At 37.4% G+C, this 18504-nt stretch carries 20 protein-coding genes and 6 tRNA genes; 22 read left to right on the plus strand and 4 right to left on the minus strand.

The window, feature by feature from the left end:
- Positions 1–378 (plus strand): transposase (locus tag TAGGR_RS10640; protein ID WP_173636693.1); only part of this gene is annotated, 378 nt, incomplete at its 5' end.
- Between the two features lie 219 nt (positions 379–597).
- Here the strand turns inward: TAGGR_RS10640 and TAGGR_RS05115 are convergent.
- Positions 598–680: transfer RNA gene (locus TAGGR_RS05115), tRNA-Leu, on the minus strand.
- A 129-nt stretch (positions 681–809) separates the two neighbouring features.
- Between TAGGR_RS05115 and TAGGR_RS10915 the strand changes: the two genes are divergently transcribed.
- The 7 genes from TAGGR_RS10915 (at position 810) to TAGGR_RS05150 (ending at position 7676) form a co-directional block, all read left to right on the plus strand.
- Positions 810–2810 (plus strand): CoB--CoM heterodisulfide reductase iron-sulfur subunit A family protein, encoded by a 2001-nt coding sequence (locus tag TAGGR_RS10915; protein ID WP_082673560.1) that lies wholly within the window; start codon positions 810–812, stop codon positions 2808–2810.
- 18 nt (positions 2811–2828) lie between these two features.
- The gene (locus TAGGR_RS05125; RefSeq protein ID WP_059176264.1) at positions 2829–3365 is read left to right on the plus strand and encodes a 4Fe-4S dicluster domain-containing protein; all 537 of its coding nucleotides are present in this window, start codon (positions 2829–2831) and stop codon (positions 3363–3365) included.
- An 11-nt stretch (positions 3366–3376) separates the two neighbouring features.
- Positions 3377–4273: a CoB--CoM heterodisulfide reductase iron-sulfur subunit B family protein gene (locus TAGGR_RS05130; protein WP_059176265.1), complete on the plus strand. Its 897-nt coding sequence runs from the start codon at positions 3377–3379 to the stop codon at positions 4271–4273.
- A complete protein-coding gene (locus TAGGR_RS05135; protein WP_236698918.1) occupies positions 4269–4691 on the plus strand; it encodes a hydrogenase iron-sulfur subunit in 423 nt (140 codons plus the stop codon). Before TAGGR_RS05130 ends, TAGGR_RS05135 begins: the two co-directional genes overlap by 5 nt.
- A complete protein-coding gene (locus tag TAGGR_RS05140) occupies positions 4688–5644 on the plus strand; it encodes an NADH-quinone oxidoreductase subunit B family protein (RefSeq protein WP_059176267.1) in 957 nt (318 codons plus the stop codon). The genes TAGGR_RS05135 and TAGGR_RS05140 overlap by 4 nt, the downstream gene beginning before the upstream one ends.
- 55 nt (positions 5645–5699) lie before the next feature.
- Positions 5700–7169, plus strand: coding sequence for a Ni/Fe hydrogenase subunit alpha (locus TAGGR_RS05145; protein WP_082673595.1), 1470 nt, complete (start codon positions 5700–5702; stop codon positions 7167–7169).
- Between the two features lie 66 nt (positions 7170–7235).
- Positions 7236–7676, plus strand: coding sequence for a hydrogenase maturation protease (locus TAGGR_RS05150; RefSeq protein WP_059176268.1), 441 nt, complete (start codon positions 7236–7238; stop codon positions 7674–7676).
- Here TAGGR_RS05150 and TAGGR_RS05155 read toward each other — a convergent pair.
- The 3 genes from TAGGR_RS05155 to TAGGR_RS05165 are packed head-to-tail and all read right to left on the minus strand — an operon-like array spanning position 7662 to position 9674.
- Positions 7662–8606, minus strand: a complete 945-nt coding sequence (locus tag TAGGR_RS05155; protein ID WP_059176269.1) for an inorganic phosphate transporter — start codon at positions 8604–8606, stop codon at positions 7662–7664. The two genes, TAGGR_RS05150 and TAGGR_RS05155, sit on opposite strands and share 15 nt — an antisense overlap.
- A 30-nt stretch (positions 8607–8636) precedes the next feature.
- Positions 8637–9269 carry a TIGR00153 family protein gene (locus tag TAGGR_RS05160; RefSeq protein WP_059176270.1) on the minus strand — a complete coding sequence of 211 codons (633 nt, stop codon included), beginning with the start codon at positions 9267–9269 and terminating at the stop codon, positions 8637–8639.
- Positions 9270–9272: 3 nt separating this feature from the next.
- Positions 9273–9674: a CBS domain-containing protein gene (locus TAGGR_RS05165; RefSeq protein WP_059176271.1), complete on the minus strand. Its 402-nt coding sequence runs from the start codon at positions 9672–9674 to the stop codon at positions 9273–9275.
- A 98-nt stretch (positions 9675–9772) separates the two neighbouring features.
- Between TAGGR_RS05165 and TAGGR_RS05170 the strand changes: the two genes are divergently transcribed.
- From TAGGR_RS05170 to rpoB, 14 genes are all read left to right on the plus strand, one after another.
- Positions 9773–9845: transfer RNA gene (locus TAGGR_RS05170), tRNA-Thr, on the plus strand.
- A gap of 37 nt (positions 9846–9882) precedes the next feature.
- Positions 9883–9965 (plus strand) — tRNA-Tyr (locus TAGGR_RS05175).
- 5 nt (positions 9966–9970) lie between these two features.
- Positions 9971–10042: transfer RNA gene (locus tag TAGGR_RS05180), tRNA-Gly, on the plus strand.
- 7 nt (positions 10043–10049) lie between these two features.
- Positions 10050–10122, plus strand: a tRNA-Thr gene (locus TAGGR_RS05185).
- A gap of 47 nt (positions 10123–10169) precedes the next feature.
- Positions 10170–11369: an elongation factor Tu gene (tuf, locus tag TAGGR_RS05190; RefSeq protein WP_059176272.1), complete on the plus strand. Its 1200-nt coding sequence runs from the start codon at positions 10170–10172 to the stop codon at positions 11367–11369.
- Between the two features lie 2 nt (positions 11370–11371).
- Positions 11372–11524 carry a 50S ribosomal protein L33 gene (gene rpmG / locus TAGGR_RS05195; RefSeq protein WP_059176273.1) on the plus strand — a complete coding sequence of 51 codons (153 nt, stop codon included), beginning with the start codon at positions 11372–11374 and terminating at the stop codon, positions 11522–11524.
- A 4-nt stretch (positions 11525–11528) separates the two neighbouring features.
- Positions 11529–11602 (plus strand) — tRNA-Trp (locus tag TAGGR_RS05200).
- Positions 11603–11628: 26 nt separating this feature from the next.
- Positions 11629–11814 carry a preprotein translocase subunit SecE gene (gene secE, locus TAGGR_RS05205; protein ID WP_059176274.1) on the plus strand — a complete coding sequence of 62 codons (186 nt, stop codon included), beginning with the start codon at positions 11629–11631 and terminating at the stop codon, positions 11812–11814.
- A gap of 4 nt (positions 11815–11818) precedes the next feature.
- The gene (gene nusG, locus TAGGR_RS05210) at positions 11819–12343 is read left to right on the plus strand and encodes a transcription termination/antitermination protein NusG (RefSeq protein ID WP_059176275.1); all 525 of its coding nucleotides are present in this window, start codon (positions 11819–11821) and stop codon (positions 12341–12343) included.
- Between the two features lie 14 nt (positions 12344–12357).
- Positions 12358–12786, plus strand: a complete 429-nt coding sequence (rplK, locus tag TAGGR_RS05215; protein WP_059176276.1) for a 50S ribosomal protein L11 — start codon at positions 12358–12360, stop codon at positions 12784–12786.
- Between the two features lie 6 nt (positions 12787–12792).
- Entirely contained in the window at positions 12793–13479 is a 687-nt protein-coding gene (gene rplA / locus TAGGR_RS05220; RefSeq protein ID WP_059176277.1) for a 50S ribosomal protein L1, read from the plus strand.
- 147 nt (positions 13480–13626) lie between these two features.
- Entirely contained in the window at positions 13627–14145 is a 519-nt protein-coding gene (rplJ, locus tag TAGGR_RS05225) for a 50S ribosomal protein L10 (protein ID WP_153000451.1), read from the plus strand.
- Positions 14146–14160: 15 nt separating this feature from the next.
- Positions 14161–14553, plus strand: coding sequence for a 50S ribosomal protein L7/L12 (gene rplL / locus TAGGR_RS05230; RefSeq protein WP_059176279.1), 393 nt, complete (start codon positions 14161–14163; stop codon positions 14551–14553).
- A gap of 23 nt (positions 14554–14576) precedes the next feature.
- Positions 14577–18503 carry a DNA-directed RNA polymerase subunit beta gene (rpoB, locus tag TAGGR_RS05235; protein WP_059176280.1) on the plus strand — a complete coding sequence of 1309 codons (3927 nt, stop codon included), beginning with the start codon at positions 14577–14579 and terminating at the stop codon, positions 18501–18503.
- The last annotated feature ends 1 nt before the right edge of the window (position 18504 follow it).

Raw genomic sequence — 18504 nt, forward strand, 5'->3', positions numbered from 1 at the left:
TATCTTAGAAAGAAAGATGAAAAGGAATGTCTTTTTGAAGCTAAGAAGATATATAGTGCAGAGAATTTAAAAGAGGCAAAGAGAAATTTTCAGTTATGGGAGAGCAAGTGGGGCAGACTTTATCCTAAAGCAGCAGAGTGTATAAGGAAGAACTGGGAGCAATTGACAGCTTTTTACAAGACACCTAAGGCATTATGGAAGAAGTTAAGGACAACAAACATAATAGAGAGGGCATTTAGGGAAGTAAGGCGAAGAACGAGAACTATGAGTTGTTTTAATAATGTTGAAAGTATTGAAAGAATAGTTTTTGCAGTGATAAGCCATTTAAACGAAAAATGGAGGAATACACCTATTTATGAATTTACACAAAGTTATTGACATTACCTTCCATTGAGATGGATTTGTTCAAAACATATTGAGAATGTTACAATTTTTCTGGGAGGGATAGATGAAATATGTAATTTCATTTTCTTATGAGAAAGCACTACAAGTCTATTTCTCCATTCTCTCATAGATTGAATCAAATACATAAATTATTTTACACAAAATTGCTTAGAAATTTAAATCAACGGAAATGAATTCAAAAGTAATAAACAATGCCGGTGGTGGGATTTGAACCCACACGGGATTGCTCCCAGCGGATTTTGAGTCCGCCGCGTCTGCCGTTCCACCACACCGGCTATGAAAAAAACAATACCATAAAAAATCAATATTTTGCAAGCACTTTAAAATACCTCTTGACAAATTTTGCCAAAAATGCTATAAAGGGTTAAACTACAATAAAAAATCCATTCAAAGGAGGGCTTAAAATGGCAAAAATCGGGGTTTACTTATGTCACTGTGGTGAGAATATTGCAGGTGCCATTAACATTGAAGAACTTAAAAAATTTGCTGAATCTCTACCAGATGTAGCTGTTGTTAGAAACTATCTTTTTATGTGTTCAGATGCAGGACAAGACTTAATAAAGCAAGATATTAAAAATGGTTTAGTTGACAGAGTTGTGGTAGCTGCCTGTACTCCAAGAACCCACGGACCTATTTTTAAAAAAGCTGTTGAAGATGCTGGTCTTAATGGATATCTTTTTGAAATGGCTAATGTAAGAGATCAGGACAGCTGGCCACACTGGCATAACAAAGTTGGTGCTCTTGAGAAAGCAAAAAGATTGATAAGAAGTGCTGTAGCAAAGGTAAGACTAAACGAGCCTCTTGAGGATCGCTACGGAGATATGGAAAAGTCAGTTTTGATTGTTGGAGGTGGAATAGCTGGAATGTTCGCAGCACTTGATCTTGCAAATATGGGGCTTAAAGTTTATCTTGTGGAGAGACAGCCATCAATTGGTGGCAATATGTCAAAGATTGATAAAACCTTCCCCACTATGGATTGTTCGGCTTGAATACTCACGCCTAAGACGGGCGAGGTCGCCCAGCATCCAAATATAGAGCTTATTACTTACGCAGAAGTAGACGAGGTTAAAGGATATGTTGGAAATTTTGATATTCGGATAAAGAAAAAGGCAAAATATGTGGACTGGGACAAATGCATAGGTTGTGGTGTATGCACAGAAATTTGTCCATCAAGAGTTCCTAATGAATATAATTTTGGTTTAAATCAGAGAAGAGCAGCATACATAGAGTACCCTCAAGCAGTTCCTAAAAAAGCAGTTATAGATGAAGCTAATTGTTTATATTTTAAATCAATGAAAAAGACAGGTAAACCCGCTTGTGAAATATGTAAAAAAGGCATCCCACCGAAAGGAATACAAGGATGTCCAGCCGATGCAATAAAATTTGATGATAAAGATGAATATGTGAATATCAAGGTTGGAGCTGTAATTATTGCCACTGGTTTTAAGCCAATGCCTAAACATTACTTTAAAGAATATTCTCCTCACAGCCCAGATGTTATAACTTCAATGGAATTTGAAAGAATTTTATCTGCCACAGGACCAACTGGTGGAGAACTCAAAAGGCCATCTGATGGTACAAAACCAAAGACAATAGTCTTTATCTCCTGTGTTGGAAGTAGAGATGAAAGATATCATACCTATTGTTCAAAGGTATGCTGCATGTATATGCTAAAACATGCAAGGATTCTTAAAGAAAAATATCCAGATATCAAACTTTATCTCTTCTTCATAGATGTAAGAACAGCTGGTAAAGACTTTGAAGAATTCTATGTTTATACAAGAGAATTAGGTGTTAAGGTTATTAAAGGTGGTAGAGTTTCAGCAGTTGATGTAAAACCAAATGGAAAACTGAGAGTAAGAGGATTTGACTCTGACCTCTGCGCACCTGTTGAGCTTGATGCAGACATGGTTGTTCTTGCAACAGCTATTGAGCCACCAGATGGTGTGGATGAACTTAGTCGAATGTTTAGTGCAACTTGTGGAAGAGAAGGATTCTTAAGAGAAGTTCACACAAAACTTTATCCTGTTGAAACTTCAGCAAGAGGTGTATTTATCGCTGGATGTGTTCAAGGACCAAAGGATATTCCAGAATCAATTGCTCAGGCGAGAGCAGCGGCATCTGCGGCAGCAGCTTTAATTATTCCTGGAAAAATTAAGTTTGAAGCAATAGTTTCTGAGGTAGATAGAGATAAATGTAGTAGCTGCGGTGTTTGTGTACCACTTTGTCCTTATGGTGCAATAAAGCTTGAGGAATATAAAGGTAAAGAAAAGGCTTATATTGAACCTGCGCTTTGTGCAGGATGTGGAGTCTGTGCCAGTGCATGTCCATCAAGAGCAATCACATTCCACGGATTTACAACTGAGCAGATTATGGCACAGATTGATGCATTAACTGAAGCATAAAAATAAAAGGAGGGAAAAATGGAAGAGGGTGGCGTAAATGTAATTGACCTTACCCAGGCAGACGAAAGTTTTATAAAAGAGTTAGTAGAACTCGGGGCAGAGGAATTGAGAGAATGCATACAGTGTGGAAAATGTGCATCTACATGTCCAATGGCATTAGCAGGTTTAGAATTTTTTATCAAAAGAATAATCCATGCAGCGAATCTTGGTTTAAGAGATGTCCTTCTTGAAGATTCTTCTGTATGGGGTTGTCAGTCCTGTAATCGCTGTGTAGAGATTTGCCCAATGGATGTAAAACCTTATGAGGTAATTCAGGCAGTAAGAAGAGCTGCAATGAAGGTTGAATCATGTCCTGCCAATACCTATGAAGGTTTAAGAAATCTTTATAGATTTGGGCATGCAGTATATCCAAAGGGATATGAAGAAAGAAGAAAGAAAGTAGGATTACCTGAGAAACCACCAACAGCAATCAGTTTTGATGAGTTAAGAAAGAAATACCAGGAGGTATTAAAACAAACCATCCTGGAAGAAATAGCACCATTCCCGCTTGATTAAGGAGGATAAAGATGAAGAAAATAGGATTTTTCCTTGGATGTAACATACCTTTTAATAGACCTGATGTTGAGTATTCTGCAAGATATCTTCTTAATGAGCTTGGCTATGAAATAGTTGAACTTGAAGGAGCTACCTGCTGTCCTGCCTTTGGAACCATGCCATCTCTTGACTTAGTTGGCTGGGCAGCAGCTTCAGCATGGAATTTATCAATTGCTGAAGAAAAAGGTGTTGATATAATTACAGGCTGTGGTTCATGCTATGGTTCTCTTAATGAAGCAAGATATCACATGGAAAAACATCCTGAGATAAAGGAGCAGGTAAATAAAATTCTTGCCAAAGTTGGTAAGGAATATAAAGGAACTACAAAGGTATGGAATTTTATTAATTTCCTCTATGAAGAAGTAGGACTCGACAATCTCAAATCAAAAATAAAATACAATCTTAATGGTTTAAAATGCGCAGTCCAGACAGGATGTCATAATCTCTGGCCCAGCAGAGCCTATCCAACAAATGAAGAAAATACTTTCTATCCAACGAGGCTTAGAGAAATTTGCGAAGCTATGGGTGGAGTTGCACCCCATTACAGCACAATAACTGACTGCTGTGGGATGGGTGCTTTAAGGTCAACTGCATCTGAAAAGTCTCTTGCACTGTTTAAGAAAAAACTTGATGTAATAAAAGAGGAAGTAGACCCTGATGTGAATGTAATGGGCTGTAGTTCTTGTCTTCTTCAGTTTGATGCTGGACAGGCACTTTTGGTAGAGCAAAAAAAGCTTGACTATAAAATTCCAGCTATTCACATCGTTCAACTTGCAGCCATAGCAATGGGGGCAGATGTTGAAAAAGCAACTGCTATGGCATCAATTCCTTTGAACGGAGTAATAACTAAGATAAAAGGAGGTAATTAATATGGCATGGGAGCCAAGACTTATTGTGATTGCCTGCCATTGGTGTACTTATGCAGGAGCAGATTTGGCAGGAAGCCTGCGTTACAGTTATCCTCCTACAGTGCATATAATTAGAGTGCCCTGTAGTGGTAGAGTGGAGCCTGAATTTATAGCAGAAGCCCTCAAAAGGGGTGCAGATGGAGTATTTATAGGTGGATGCCACTTTGGTGACTGCCACTATAAAGAAGGTAACTACAAAGCAATAAGAAGATTTAAGCTTTTCAAGAGAGTAGCAACAGATCTTGGAATTGAGCCAGAAAGAATTCAGCTTGAGTGGATTTCAGGAAGTGAAGGAAAGAGATTTTCTGAAGCCATGACAGAGTTTGATGCTAAAATAAGGGAACTTGGACCAAATCCATTAAAAGGAGGGGCACAATGAGCAAACCTAAACTTGCATATTATCTTGCTGGTGGTTGTGGTGGCTGTGATATTGCTGTTGTAGATTTATCTGAAGCATTGGTAGATGTTGCCCTTGCAGTAGATATAGTATTTTGGGCACCTACAGTGGCAGATGCTAAATATAAAGACCTTGAAGCAATGCCAGATGGCTCAATTGATGTAGGTCTGTTTTCTGGTAATGTTAGAAATTCAGAGCATGAGCATATCGCAAAGGTATTAAGGCAAAAATGTAAAATTCTAATTGCCTTTGGAATATGTGCAGCCTGTGGTGGAATAAAAGGACTTGTAAATTTACATACAACAGAACAACTGCTTGATAAAGCTTATATAAACACATTTAGCACAGATAATCCAGAAAAAGTTCTGCCTCAGACCACAGTTACAGTGGACGGAAAGTATGAATTAACTTTGCCAACTTTGATGGATGCGAGAGCACTTGATCAGGTTGTAAAGGTTGATTACTACATTGGAGGATGCCCTCCGTATCATGAGCACATAGCAAAGGCATTTACAGCTTTGCTTTCTGGACAGCTTCCACCTCCAGGCTCATGGATTACAATGGGTAAAGCAGTATGTGAAGTATGTGATAGAAATCCTGTATTAAAAGGTAAACCAAAGAAGCTTGCAACAACTGTAAAAAGAACTATTGATGGAGCACCAAGCGAAGATGGTTGTCTTCTTGAAGAAGGTTATTTATGTCTTGGACCAGTAACCCAGGGTGACTGTGGGTCAAAATGTCCAGCTGCCAATATGCCATGTAGAGGATGTGGCGGACCTATTCCTGGAGTCAAAGACTTTGGTTTGAGAGCAATCAGTGCTATTGCAAGCATGCTTGACAATGAAGAGCTTGTTGACCAGATTCCAGACCCAGTTCATTTATTCTACAGATATACACTGCCAAGTTCGTTTTTGGGTAAAAGATTAAAGAGATAATTTAATGAGCCTGAAAGATATAATAAAAAAAATAACCCAGAAGGGGGGAAAGGGAATGAAAAAAATCGAAATCAATCCGATGACAAGGCTTGAGGGCCATGGAAAAATAACTATTTTCCTTGATGAACAAGGAAATGTAGAAAATGCTTTTATGCAGGTTGTTGAATTCATGGGCTATGAGAAATTTCTCATTGGAATGCCTATTGAGGAAGTTCCCCGAACTGTAAGCACCATATGCGGTGTTTGAAGGGGCGTGCATTTTACAGCCTCAGTGAAGGCTGCAGACGCAGTTTATGGAGTGGAGCCCACTCCAACAGCAAAGAAAATTAGAGAACTTTTTTATAATGCTCATTATGTAGAAGACCACACAGGAATTCTTTATGCTCTTGGTTTTCCAGATTTTGTATGCGGACCAACAGCTTCACCAGCTGAAAGAAATCTCATAGGTCTTATTTTAAAAGTAGGTGCAGATGTTGGTAAGCTCGTATTAAAGAAAAGATTTTCCGCAGTTAAAATTTTCGAGCTAACCGCAGGAAGAACAAGCCATCCAGTTGCAGCACTTCCAGGTGGATGGTCAAAGAGAATAACAGAGGAAGAAAGGCAAGAAATTCTTAAGCTTGCTGACGATTGTATAGAACTCGGGAAATTAACCCTCGATGTATTTGATAAAGTCGTTCTTCAGAACAAAGAATATATGGAACTTGTAACCGGTAATGTTTACAAAGTTGTTACCAATTACATGGGAACAGTTGATGAAAATGACAAAATTGTTTATTATGACGGAACACAGAAGATTGTTGATACGAAAGGGAATGAAATAGGAAGATTTAAAGGTATAGGATATCTGGACTACATTGCAGAAAGAACACTTCCATGGAGTTATCAGAAAGCTCCATATCTAAAGAAAATTGGATGGAAGGGACTTGTAGATGGAGATGGAACCAGCATTTACAGTGTAGGACCTCTTGCAAGATTTAATGTAGGAAGCGGATTTGATACTCCTTTAGCACAGGAAGCCTATGAAAAGATGGTTGCTGCCTTTGGTGGCAAGCCTGTTCATAACACGCTTGCCTATCACTGGGCAAGAGCAATAGAGCTTATGAATGCTGCAGAAAACATTAAAAAGATTGCTTCTGACGAATCTATTACTGATCCCAATGTTCGTCAGGAGCTTGGCAGTCCTGTGGGTGAAGGCGTTGGCATTGTTGAAGCAGCAAGAGGTACATTGATACATCATTACAGGACCGATGAGAAGGGAATTGTTACGGATGCTAATTTGATAGTTGCTACAACTCATAATAAAGGACCTATGAACATAGCTGTAAAGAGAGCTGCAGAAAACTTTATAAAGAATGGAAAAGTCGATGAGGGAATTCTTAATCTTGTTGAAATCGCTTATCGTCCGTATGACCTCTGTTTTGCCTGTTCAACTCACACACTTCCTGGAAGAATTCCTGTAAGAATAGACATAATAGACCATCATGGCGAACTTGTGAAAACCCTCAGAAACTATGAATTAGTCTAAAAAGTATCTAAAATAAGCGGGGGTAACACCCCCGCTTCCTAATATTCAATTATTTAGTGAGGATAAATGAAAACTATAATTGTTGGTATTGGTAATCCAAATTTTAAAGATGACGGAATAGGATTAAAAATAGTTGAACATTTTGAGGGAATTGTTGATACTGTTAAGCTTTTAAATATAGGTTTTAATCTAATTGATTCATTATTAGGATATGAAAGAGCATTGATTGTAGATGGAGTAAAAACAGGAAAAGAGCCTGGGAGCATCATTGAGTTTAATACAGATTATTGGGGAAATGTTTATGCAAGTGGAACACACAATCTTTCAATATTTGAATTGATACGAATTGGAAAATCCATATATCCAGATGAAATGCCAAAAGAGATAAAAATCATTGGCGTGGAAGTTGAAGATGTTGAAACCTTAACCAGACAGTTAAGCCCTTCTGTAGAGGCTGCAATACCTGAGGCTGTTTCAAGAATAAAGGAATATTTAGGAATAAATTAATCTAAATATTTTAATTGCAAAATATCCTAATAAAAAAGCTAAAGATGGCGTTAATACAAAATTAATCCCAATCTTTTTCAAAAGTCCTAACTTAACAGTATTTATCCCTTTTGTTAATCCTACCCCACTTATACCTCCTATAATGCAATAGGTTGTTGATATAGGCATTCCCAAAAATGTAAAGAATAATACACATCCACCCGCACCAAATTGAGCAGCAAACCCAGAGTAAGGGTCTAATGTAGTAATTCCCTTTCCAACAGTCTCTATTACTCTATGACTTAAAAGAATCGCTCCAGAGAAAACCATAATCGATGCTATTGAAAATAAAAAGATTTTATTGATTTCAATACCTGAATGCATCACAGGACCAAGAACAGTGGCAAGTTCATTTGCTCCTGTATTATAAGAGATTAACATACCACTAAAAATCAAAAATATTCTTAGAAGTTTCTCGATATGGAAAAAGGAAAATTTTGATATGGTTTTTTCAAGGGCTTTATAAAGAACAAAAGAAAAAAACATTGCCACAAATGGTGAAATTATCCAGGAAGTTATTATTTTTATAATAGATGTAATATTAACATGGCTATCAGAAGCAACAGCAGAGCCTATTAAACTTCCTATAATAACCTGATGAGTAGATAAAGGTAGTTTTCTCCAGTTTGAAATTATTATCAATATGGCAGATATTGTTAAAGCGACTATAACAATTGATAAATTTACATCAACTGTATTTTTCCCTACTGTTTTCATAACTTTCTGTCCCTGTAAAAAGATTCCAAGAAAGACAAGAATTCCAAAAAGAAATATGGCTCTTTTTAATTTTATTATTCCTGCTCCTACACATATGCTAAGAGCATTTGAGGCATCATTTGAGCCTATTCCAAAGGCAATAAGAAAGCTTGCAACAACTGCAACCTCTATCATCCCACCCTTCCTGTAATCAATTCTAATTCTTTACCTGAGGCTTAATTCAATAATATATAGATAATCACTTGCGTCTTCTATTAAATCGCTTATTTTTGTCAGATAACCTACAAAGTCATTTATTGTTTTTCCATCCCAAAAATCTTTTATTTCAACCGTTCTTAGTTTCTCAGATATGTCAAATTTAAGATCATCCACCTGTTTTTCATATATTCTTATAGCCAAACTTTTTTCTTTTAAATCTCCTTTTCCTATAAAAGCATCAAAAGCGATTGAAAGCAGTTTACACATCTCTGAGTTGATTTTTGAAACTCTGATGCATTCATTTTTTATGATTTTATAAATCTCATCTTTTACATATCTGAATTCAAAAGCGGCATCTTCAAGAATGTCAAAGGCTTCATCAACTATTTCTATAAATTTGCAGATGTTAGGTCTTATAAAAGGAAGAAATGCTCCCTGATGAATGGTTGTTATTATTTCTCTTCTTACAGAGTCTGCTTCCCTTTCAAGGTCTGAAACACAAAAAGTTCCTTCTTTTTGTTCTGTTATTATAGAATTTTCAAAACATTCAGTGGCAGAGCACAGAATTTTTAAGTGAGTTTTAATACTCTCTATTACTTTTTTTTCTAATTTACCACCGGATAATAATTTTTCAAACATTTTTTAATCTCTCCTTGCTCTTGCTATTAATGTTGCAGAAAGAACATCAAAAAGAGATACAACTCCTACAATTTGTTTGCCTTCATGAACAAATACTCTTGCAATATTAAACTTTTCCATGAGCTTTATTAAATGTTCAATTTCTGTTTCTTTGTCAATACTTATAACAGGTTTTGATGCAATTTCTTCTATTTTTATTTTATGAGGGTCTAAATTTTTGGATATAACCTTAAAAACGATGTCTCTTACTGTTATTACTCCATATACATCATTATCATCTTTGGGAAGAACAATTAGTGAACGCATTCTTCTATCTACAAGTTTTTCAATAGCATCATAAACAGTGGCATCTGGTTGTATTGTTTCAAGCTTGGTATTCATTATTTCTTTTACCTTTGTATTCATCTCTTTACCTCCAGATATTGTTTTTGTTAAAATATTATACAAGTTTTATAAAAAGTTGACAATCCAGCTTAAAAATTCTTATATTATTAGTTATGGATGCCACCGTAGCTCAGCGGGTAGAGCAGCTGATTTGTAATCAGCGGGTCGGGGGTTCGAATCCCTTCGGTGGCTTGAATTACTTGAAGAGAACAATTTATAATATTGTTGCGGAGGGGTTCCCGAGTGGCCAAAGGGGACAGGCTGTAAACCTGTTGGCGTCAGCCTTCGAAGGTTCGAATCCTTCCCCCTCCATATATGCGGGAATAGCTCAGCGGTAGAGCGTCAGCCTTCCAAGCTGAGGGTCGCGGGTTCAAATCCCGTTTCCCGCTTTTTTATGCCCATGTAGCTCAGTCGGCAGAGCACGTCCTTGGTAAGGACGAGGTCACCGGTTCGATCCCGGTCATGGGCTTTAGAGAAGAGGAAAATAAAAGTTTTAAAGATTTTAAGGAGGAGACGATGGCTAAGGCAAAATTTGAGAGGAAGAAGCCGCATGTAAATGTAGGCACGATAGGGCATATTGATCATGGTAAGACCACATTGACAGCAGCGATAACGAAGTATTTGGATTTGAAGGGATTGGCGCAGTTCAGGAGTTATGACCAGATAGACAATGCACCTGAGGAGAAGGCGAGGGGTATAACGATAAACACAGCACATGTAGAGTATGAGACAGAGAAGCGTCATTATGCGCATGTAGACTGTCCTGGGCATGCAGACTATATAAAGAACATGATAACAGGGGCAGCGCAGATGGATGGAGCTATACTGGTAGTGGCAGCAAATGATGGACCTATGCCACAGACCAGGGAGCACATACTACTTGCGAGGCAGGTAGGAGTGCCTTACATAGTAGTATTTATGAACAAGACAGACATGGTAGATGATCCTGAGTTACTGGATTTAGTAGAGCTTGAGGTGAGGGAGTTATTGAGCAAGTATGGATTTCCTGGAGATGAGATACCGGTAGTAAGGGGCAGTGCATTGAAGGCATTGGAGAGTAGTAGCAAAGATCCTAATGCAGAGGAGTACAAGCCTATACAGGAACTTTTGGATGCACTGGACAGTTATATACCTGAGCCTGAGAGACCGATAGACAAGCCATTTTTAATGCCGATAGAGGATGTATTTAGCATATCTGGACGTGGAACAGTAGTGACAGGTAGAGTAGAGAGGGGGATAATAAAGGTAGGAGATGAAGTAGAGATAGTTGGATTGAGAGAGACAAGGAAGACGGTAGCAACAGGTATAGAGATGTTTCGTAAGATACTTGATGAGGGTAGAGCTGGAGACAACATAGGAGTGCTTTTAAGGGGGATAGGGAAGGATGAAGTAGAGCGTGGTATGGTTCTTGCGAAGCCTGGGAGTATCACACCGCATACAAAGTTTAAGGCAGAGGTGTATGTACTTACGAAGGAAGAGGGAGGAAGGCACACACCATTTTTCAATGGATATAGGCCACAGTTTTATTTTAGGACGACAGATGTAACTGGAGTAATAAAGTTACCTGAAGGAGTGGAGATGGTGATGCCTGGGGACAATGTGAATCTGACAGTGGAGTTGATAGCACCGATAGCAATGGAAGAGGGACTTAGGTTTGCCATAAGAGAGGGTGGAAGAACAGTAGGTGCAGGTGTAGTTACAGAGGTGCTGGAGTAAAGATGAGAGACATAATTTTACTTCAATGTACAGAATGTAAAAGCAAAAATTACTCTACAACTAAGAATAAAAAAAATACACCTGATAAATTACAGTTAAAAAAGTATTGTAAACATTGTAGAAAACATACATTACATAAAGAAACAAAAGCATAAGAATAGGCCAGTAGCTCTAACGGCTAGAGCACCGGACTCCAAATCCGGGGGTTGGGGGTTCGAATCCCTCCTGGCCTGTTCGTTATGTTTTTTTGAGGTGAGATATGATAGCAAAGATTAAGAATTTTTTTAATGAAGTAAAAATAGAGGCAAAAAAAGTTAACTATCCCAAAAAAGACGAAGTAATTGCTTCTACATGGGTAGTTATTGTGACAGTTGTTTTAATTTCTTTTTTTCTTGGTTTAGTAGATTTTGTTTTATCAAGAATTGTAGCTGAATTTATCAGGTGAGAATATGGCAAAACAGTGGTATGTAGTTCATACAATGTCAGGTTTTGAGGAAAAGGTTAAGGCTTCCATTGAAGAGAGAGTTAAAAGTAAAGGACTTGAAGATAAAATTTCAAGAATTTTAATTCCTACTGAAAAGATAATTGAAGTAAAAGGTAAGAAGAAAAAAGAACAGGAAAAGAAATTTTATCCAGGATATATTCTTGTAGAAATGGAACTCAATGAAGAAACATGGCATTTAATAAGAACAACTCAAAGAGTGACAGGATTTGTTGGTGGCAAAAAACCTGCTCCTATTCCAGAGGAAGAAGTAGAAATGATCTTACAGCAACTTGAAAAAGGTAAAGCTCCACAGATAAAAGCCCATTTTGAAAAAGGCGAAACTGTGAGAATTACTGATGGACCATTTACTAATTTTACAGGATATATTGATGAAGTAAATTCTGAACAGGAAAGAGTTAAGGTTATGGTAAGTATCTTTGGAAGACAGACACCTGTAGAACTTAATTTTTCACAGGTTGAAAAGGTTTAAAGGAGGAATACATTATGGCAAAAAAGGAAGTAGTAGGACAGGTAAAACTTGTAATACCTGCAGGTAAAGCTAATCCTGCTCCACCAGTAGGACCAGCACTTGGTCCACATGGTATCAACATTATGGAGTTTTGCAAGCAATTTAATGCTCAAACCCAAAATATGGGAGATACTCTTATTCCTGTTGTAATAACGATCTATAAGGATAGGTCATTTACTTTTATACTTAAGACTCCACCTACAAGTGAGCTTATCAAAAAAGCTGCTGGAATTATTAAAGGCTCGGGTGCAACAGGTAAAGAAAAAGTAGGCACATTAACTATGAAGCAGGTGGAAGAAATCGCAAAAACAAAATTACCAGATTTGAATACAAAATCCTTAGAGGCAGCAATGAAGATGGTTATTGGTACAGCAAAAAGCATGGGCGTGGAGATAAGGGGGTAATTTAAAATGGGTAAAAAATTAGCTGCTGTTAAAGAAAAATTAGATTTAACAAAAGAGTATACACTTGAAGAAGCGATTGACATTTTAAAAGAAAATAGTTTTGCGAAGTTTGATGAAACTGTTGAAATGGCAATAAATTTAGGAGTTGATCCAAGAAAATCAGATCAGGTTGTTCGTAGTACAGTGGTTCTTCCTCATGGAACAGGAAAACAGGTAAGGGTGTTGGTTTTTGCTAAAGGTGAAAAAGAAAAAGAAGCAGAACAAGCAGGAGCTGATTATGTAGGCGCGGAAGATTTAATAGAGAAGATTCAACAGGGATGGCTCGAATTTGATAGAGCTATTGCAACTCCAGATATGATGGGACAGGTTGGTAAGCTTGGTAAAATTCTTGGTCCAAGAGGATTAATGCCCAATCCAAAACTTGGAACTGTAACTTTTGATATTGCAAAGGCAGTTAAAGAGGCAAAAGCAGGAAAAATCGAATACAGAACTGATAAAGGTGGAGTTGTCCATGTTCCTATCGGTAAACTTTCTTTTGATAAAGAAAAGCTTATTGAAAATGCCATAGCGGTCTTGAAGTCAGTAATTAAAGCAAAGCCACCTACATCAAAAGGTAAATACATTAAGAAAGTAGTTTTGTCTTCTACAATGGGACCGGGTTTGAAAATAGATATATCAAAACTTAAACTTTAAAACAGGCTTTGCCTGTTACAAATAATCTGAGACAGCAGGTGCCATGAGGCTTAATGGTTAAACCGCCTGCCGAGATTAGGAGAACAATAGATTGACAAAGCCTTCATCCGCACTGCTGTCCGGGAAAGGAGGGATAATCTGAGCACGATTAAAGAAAAAAAGAAAAAAACAGTTGAAGAACTTACTGACAGGCTATCTAAAGCCAAATCTTTTATTTTAACTGATTTTCAGGGCTTGACAGTTGCTGAAATATCAGAATTAAGGCAGGCAATAAAAGACTCTGGTGGAGAGTATAAGGTATGCAAAAATACTCTTTTTAAGATAGCCGTGTCAGATGTTTCTCTAAGAGAGCAGTTAGAGAGTTCTCTAAAGGGATGCACTGGTGTTGTTTTTGGTTATGATGACCCTGTTGTTGTAGTTAAGAAAGCACTTGATTTTTCTGAAAAAAATGAGAAGTTTAAAATTAAACAGGGTGTTGTTGAAGGCAAGGTATACTCTTTAGCAGAACTTAAAGAGATCTCCAAATTACCTTCAAAAAATGTTTTACTTGGTATGCTTGTTGGTGGTATGAGTTCTCCATTGCAAAAAATGGCTTATGCAATGCAAGGAGTTACTCTTAAATTACTTTACGCATTAGAAGCATTGAAAAATAAGAAAACTCAATAAAAGGAGGAAAAAGTTATGGCAATTACAAAAGAAGAGGTTTTTCAATTTTTTGACAATCTCACAATTATTGAACTCAGTCAATTTATTAAAGAGTTTGAGGAAAGATACGGAGTTACAGCAGCAGCCCCTGTAGCAGTCGCAGCAGCAGTACCAGGAGCTCCAGCAGCAGCTGCAGCAGCTCCAGCAGCAGAGGAAAAAACAAGCTTTGATGTAATCTTAAAGGCAGCAGGAGATAAAAAGATTCAGGTAATTAAGGTAGTAAGAGAACTTACTGGACTTGGTCTTAAAGAGGCTAAGGATCTCGTTGATGGTGCTCCAAAGCCAGTGAAAACAGGTGTTTCTAAGGAGGAAGCTGAGCAGATTAAGGCAAAACTTGAAGCTGAAGGAGCAACAGTAGAAATACAGTAAAAAATAAAAAAAGAAGGAGAACCATGATAAAGCCTTTAAGAGAGAGAATAAACTTCGGAAAGGTACCTCCACTTGTGGAGGTGCCTTATCTTTTAGAGTTTCAGAAAAAATCTTTTGAGAAATTTCTTCAGAAAGATGTTCCACCAGATGAAAGGGCTGATGAGGGGCTTCAAGCAGCTCTAAATAGTGTTTTCCCTATAAGCGACTATAACGGAACAACTACAATAGAATTTATTTCATACTCAGTTGGAGAGCCTAAACTTACTCCTTATGAATGCATGGTCAAAGGGTTGACCTATTCAGTTCCAATAAAGATGAAAGTTCGTTTAAATATATGGGATAGAGATGATGAGGGAAGGAAAATTCTGAAAGAATCAAGGGAGCAGGAAGTTTTTCTTGGTGACCTCCCAATGATGACTGAAACAGGGAGTTTTATAATAAATGGAGTTGAGAGGGTTATTGTTAGCCAGTTACATAGATCTCCAGGTGTTTATTTTGCCCCAGACAGAAGCAAAAGCAGGATAAGTGGAAGATTTCTTTATTCAGCACGAGTTATACCAGTTAGAGGTTCATGGCTTGATTTTGAATTTGATTCAAAGGATCTTTTATATGTCCGTATTGATAAAAGGAAAAAGTTACCAGCCACTATTGTTCTTAAAGCATTGGGATATACGAATGAGGACTTGTTGAAAATCTTTTATCCCATAGAGGAAATAAGAATTAAAGATGAAAACACATATACAAGAGTTGTAACTGATATTTTGGCAGGAGTTAGAACAAAAGTAGATATTGTTAGTCCTGATGGTGAGATTATAGTCAAGGAAGGCAGTAAAATTACAAAATATGCTCTGAAAAAGATGAAGGAACTTGGGATTCAAGAAATCCCAATCCCGAGAAGTGAAATTATAGGAAGAATAACCCTTTCAGATATTGTTGATCCTGAAACAGGAGAAGTTATAGTTGACAGTAATAAAGAGATTACAGAAGAGGCATTCCACAGAATTCTGGCTGCTAAAATTCAAAAATTAGAACTGCTTTTCATAGATAATGTTAATTATCTTCCTTCATTAAGAGAGACATTACTTACTGATAGAGTTACAAGTAAAAAGGATGCATTAAGAGAAATATACAAAAAATTAAGACCTGGAGAACCTGCTACTGAAGAAGCAGCAGAGGAATTGTTCTATGGATTATTCTTTGATCCAAAAAGATATGATCTTTCTGCAGTTGGAAGGCTTAAACTGAATCAAAAATTAGGCCTTGATATTCCTCTTGATGTAAGAGTTCTTACTGATAAAGATATCATAGAGATTGTTAAATATCTTCTAAATCTCAGAACAGGCAAGGGAGAGGTAGATGATATAGATCATCTTGGAAACAGGAGAGTAAGAGGAGTTGGCGAACTTCTTGAAAATCAGTTCCGCATTGGTCTTGTAAGAATGGAAAGAGCAATCAGAGAAAAAATGACAATAACAGATGTTGAAACAGCCATGCCTCATGATGTAATAAATACAAAACCTGTAATGGCAGCAGTTAAGGAGTTTTTCAGCACAAGCCAGCTCAGTCAATTTATGGATCAGACCAATCCATTGAGTGAGATTACACATAAAAGAAGACTCAGTGCTCTTGGTCCTGGAGGACTTACCCGAGAAAGAGCAGGATTTGAAGTGAGAGATGTTCATCCAACTCACTATGGAAGAATATGCCCTATTGAAACTCCAGAAGGACCTAATATTGGTCTTATAACTTCTCTTGCAACTTATGCAAGAATTAATGAGTTTGGTTTTATAGAATCTCCTTATAGAAAAGTTGTTAATGGAAAAGTCACAAATGAGATACATTATTTAAGTGCTCTTGAAAGTGAGAATTATGTCATCGCAGAGGCAACGACTCCAGTAGATAAAGATGGAAACATTATCGGAGAGACAGTTTCAGCAAGGGTTAAGGGAGATTTCAAGATGGTATCCCGTGATGAAGTGCAGTACATGGATGTCTCTCCAAAACAGATAGTTAGTTTGTCTGCTTCTTTAATTCCATTTCTTGAAAATGACGATGCAAACAGAGCTTTGATGGGTTCGAACATGCAACGACAGGCAGTTCCTTTAATTCAAACTGAAGCTCCTGTAGTTGGTACCGGAATGGAACTCTATGCAGCAAGAGACAGTGGATGGCTTGTTGTTGCAAAAAGGGCAGGAATAGTGGAAAGTGTTGATGCTACAAGAATTGTAGTTAGAGTTACTGAAGAGGGCGGTGGAGTCGATATATATAATTTGGTCAAGTTTCACAAATCCAATCAAGGAACATGCATGAATCAAAAGCCTATTGTGAAAGTAGGACAGATTGTAGAAAGAGGAACAATTCTGGCTGATGGTCCTAGCATGGATAAAGGTGAGTTAGCACTTGGTAGAAATGTTCTTGTAGCATTTATGCCTTGGGGTGGATATAACTTTGAGGATGCTATCCTGATAAGTGAAAGATTGGTAAAAGAAGATGTTTATACTTCCATTCATATTGATGAATTCGAGATTGAATGTAGAGATACAAAGCTTGGTCCAGAGGAAATCACAAGGGAAATTCCTAATGTAAATGAAGAACTTCTTAAAAATCTTGATGAAGATGGAATTATAAGAATAGGAGCTAAAGTAAAATCAGGTGATATCCTTGTTGGAAAGGTAACACCAAAGGGAGAGAGAGTTCTTACTCCTGAAGAAAAGCTTCTTTACGCAATATTTGGCGAAAAGGCAGAAGATGTTAAAGAAAGCTGCCTTTATGTTCCTCCAGGAATAGAAGGAGTTGTTATTGATGTAAAGATCTTAACAAGAAAAGGAAAAGAAAAATCTAAGAGAGCTCTTGCCATAGAAGAGGAAGAAATAAAGAGAATAGAAAGAGACAGAGAAGATGAGATAAGAATTCTTAAAGAGACAAAGGCAAGCAGAATTAGAAAGATACTGCAGGGTAAAGTTGTTCTTGAAGATGTCAAAAAAGGTGACAAAATTCTGTGCCATAAAGGAGAAGTACTTACAGAAAATGTTGTTAATCTTCTTGATGTAAATCAACTGCTTAAGCTGAAAGTGGAAGACCCTGATGTTAAGGCAGAGGTAAACAGGGTTAACAAAGAGGTGGAGCAGAACATAAAACAGATTTACGCAAAATACAATGAAAAGATAGAAAGAATTCGTAAAGGGGATGAGCTTCCTCCTGGTGTTAATCAGATAGTGAAAGTTTACATTGCCATGAAAAGGAAAATTCAGGTTGGAGACAAGATGGCAGGAAGACATGGAAACAAGGGTGTTGTTTCAATGGTTCTGCCTGAGGAGGATATGCCATATCTTGAGGATGGTACACCTGTTGATATAGTACTCAATCCTTTAGGAGTTCCTTCAAGAATGAATGTTGGACAGATTCTTGAGACTCATTTAGGACTTGCTGCTAAGGCTCTTGGTCTTCATATTGCAAGCCCTGTTTTTGAAGGTGCAAAAGAAGATGAAATAAAAGAGATGCTTAAGAAAGCAGGATTTTCAACTACAGGCCAGGTAACTCTTTATGATGGCAGAACAGGGGAGCCTTTTGAAAGGCCAGTTACGGTTGGTTATATGTATATGCTTAAACTTCACCATCTTGTTGCAGATAAAATTCATGCTCGTTCCATAGGTCCTTATTCTCTTGTTACCCAGCAACCCCTTGGAGGTAAAGCACAATTTGGTGGACAGAGACTTGGTGAAATGGAAGTTTGGGCACTTGAAGCCTATGGTGCTGCATACACACTTCAGGAGTTTTTAACTGTAAAAAGTGATGATATAACAGGTAGAACACGGATGTATGAAGCTATTGTAAAAGGACATCCTGTGCTGGAACCAGGAGTTCCTGAATCATTTAATGTTTTGATAAAAGAACTCCAGAGTCTCTGTCTTGATGTGGAACTTCTGGAGAAAAAGAAAAAATTTGAATAAT

Source organism: Thermodesulfovibrio aggregans (assembly GCF_001514535.1).
In the GTDB taxonomy this organism is placed as follows: Bacteria; Nitrospirota; Thermodesulfovibrionia; order Thermodesulfovibrionales; family Thermodesulfovibrionaceae; genus Thermodesulfovibrio; species Thermodesulfovibrio aggregans.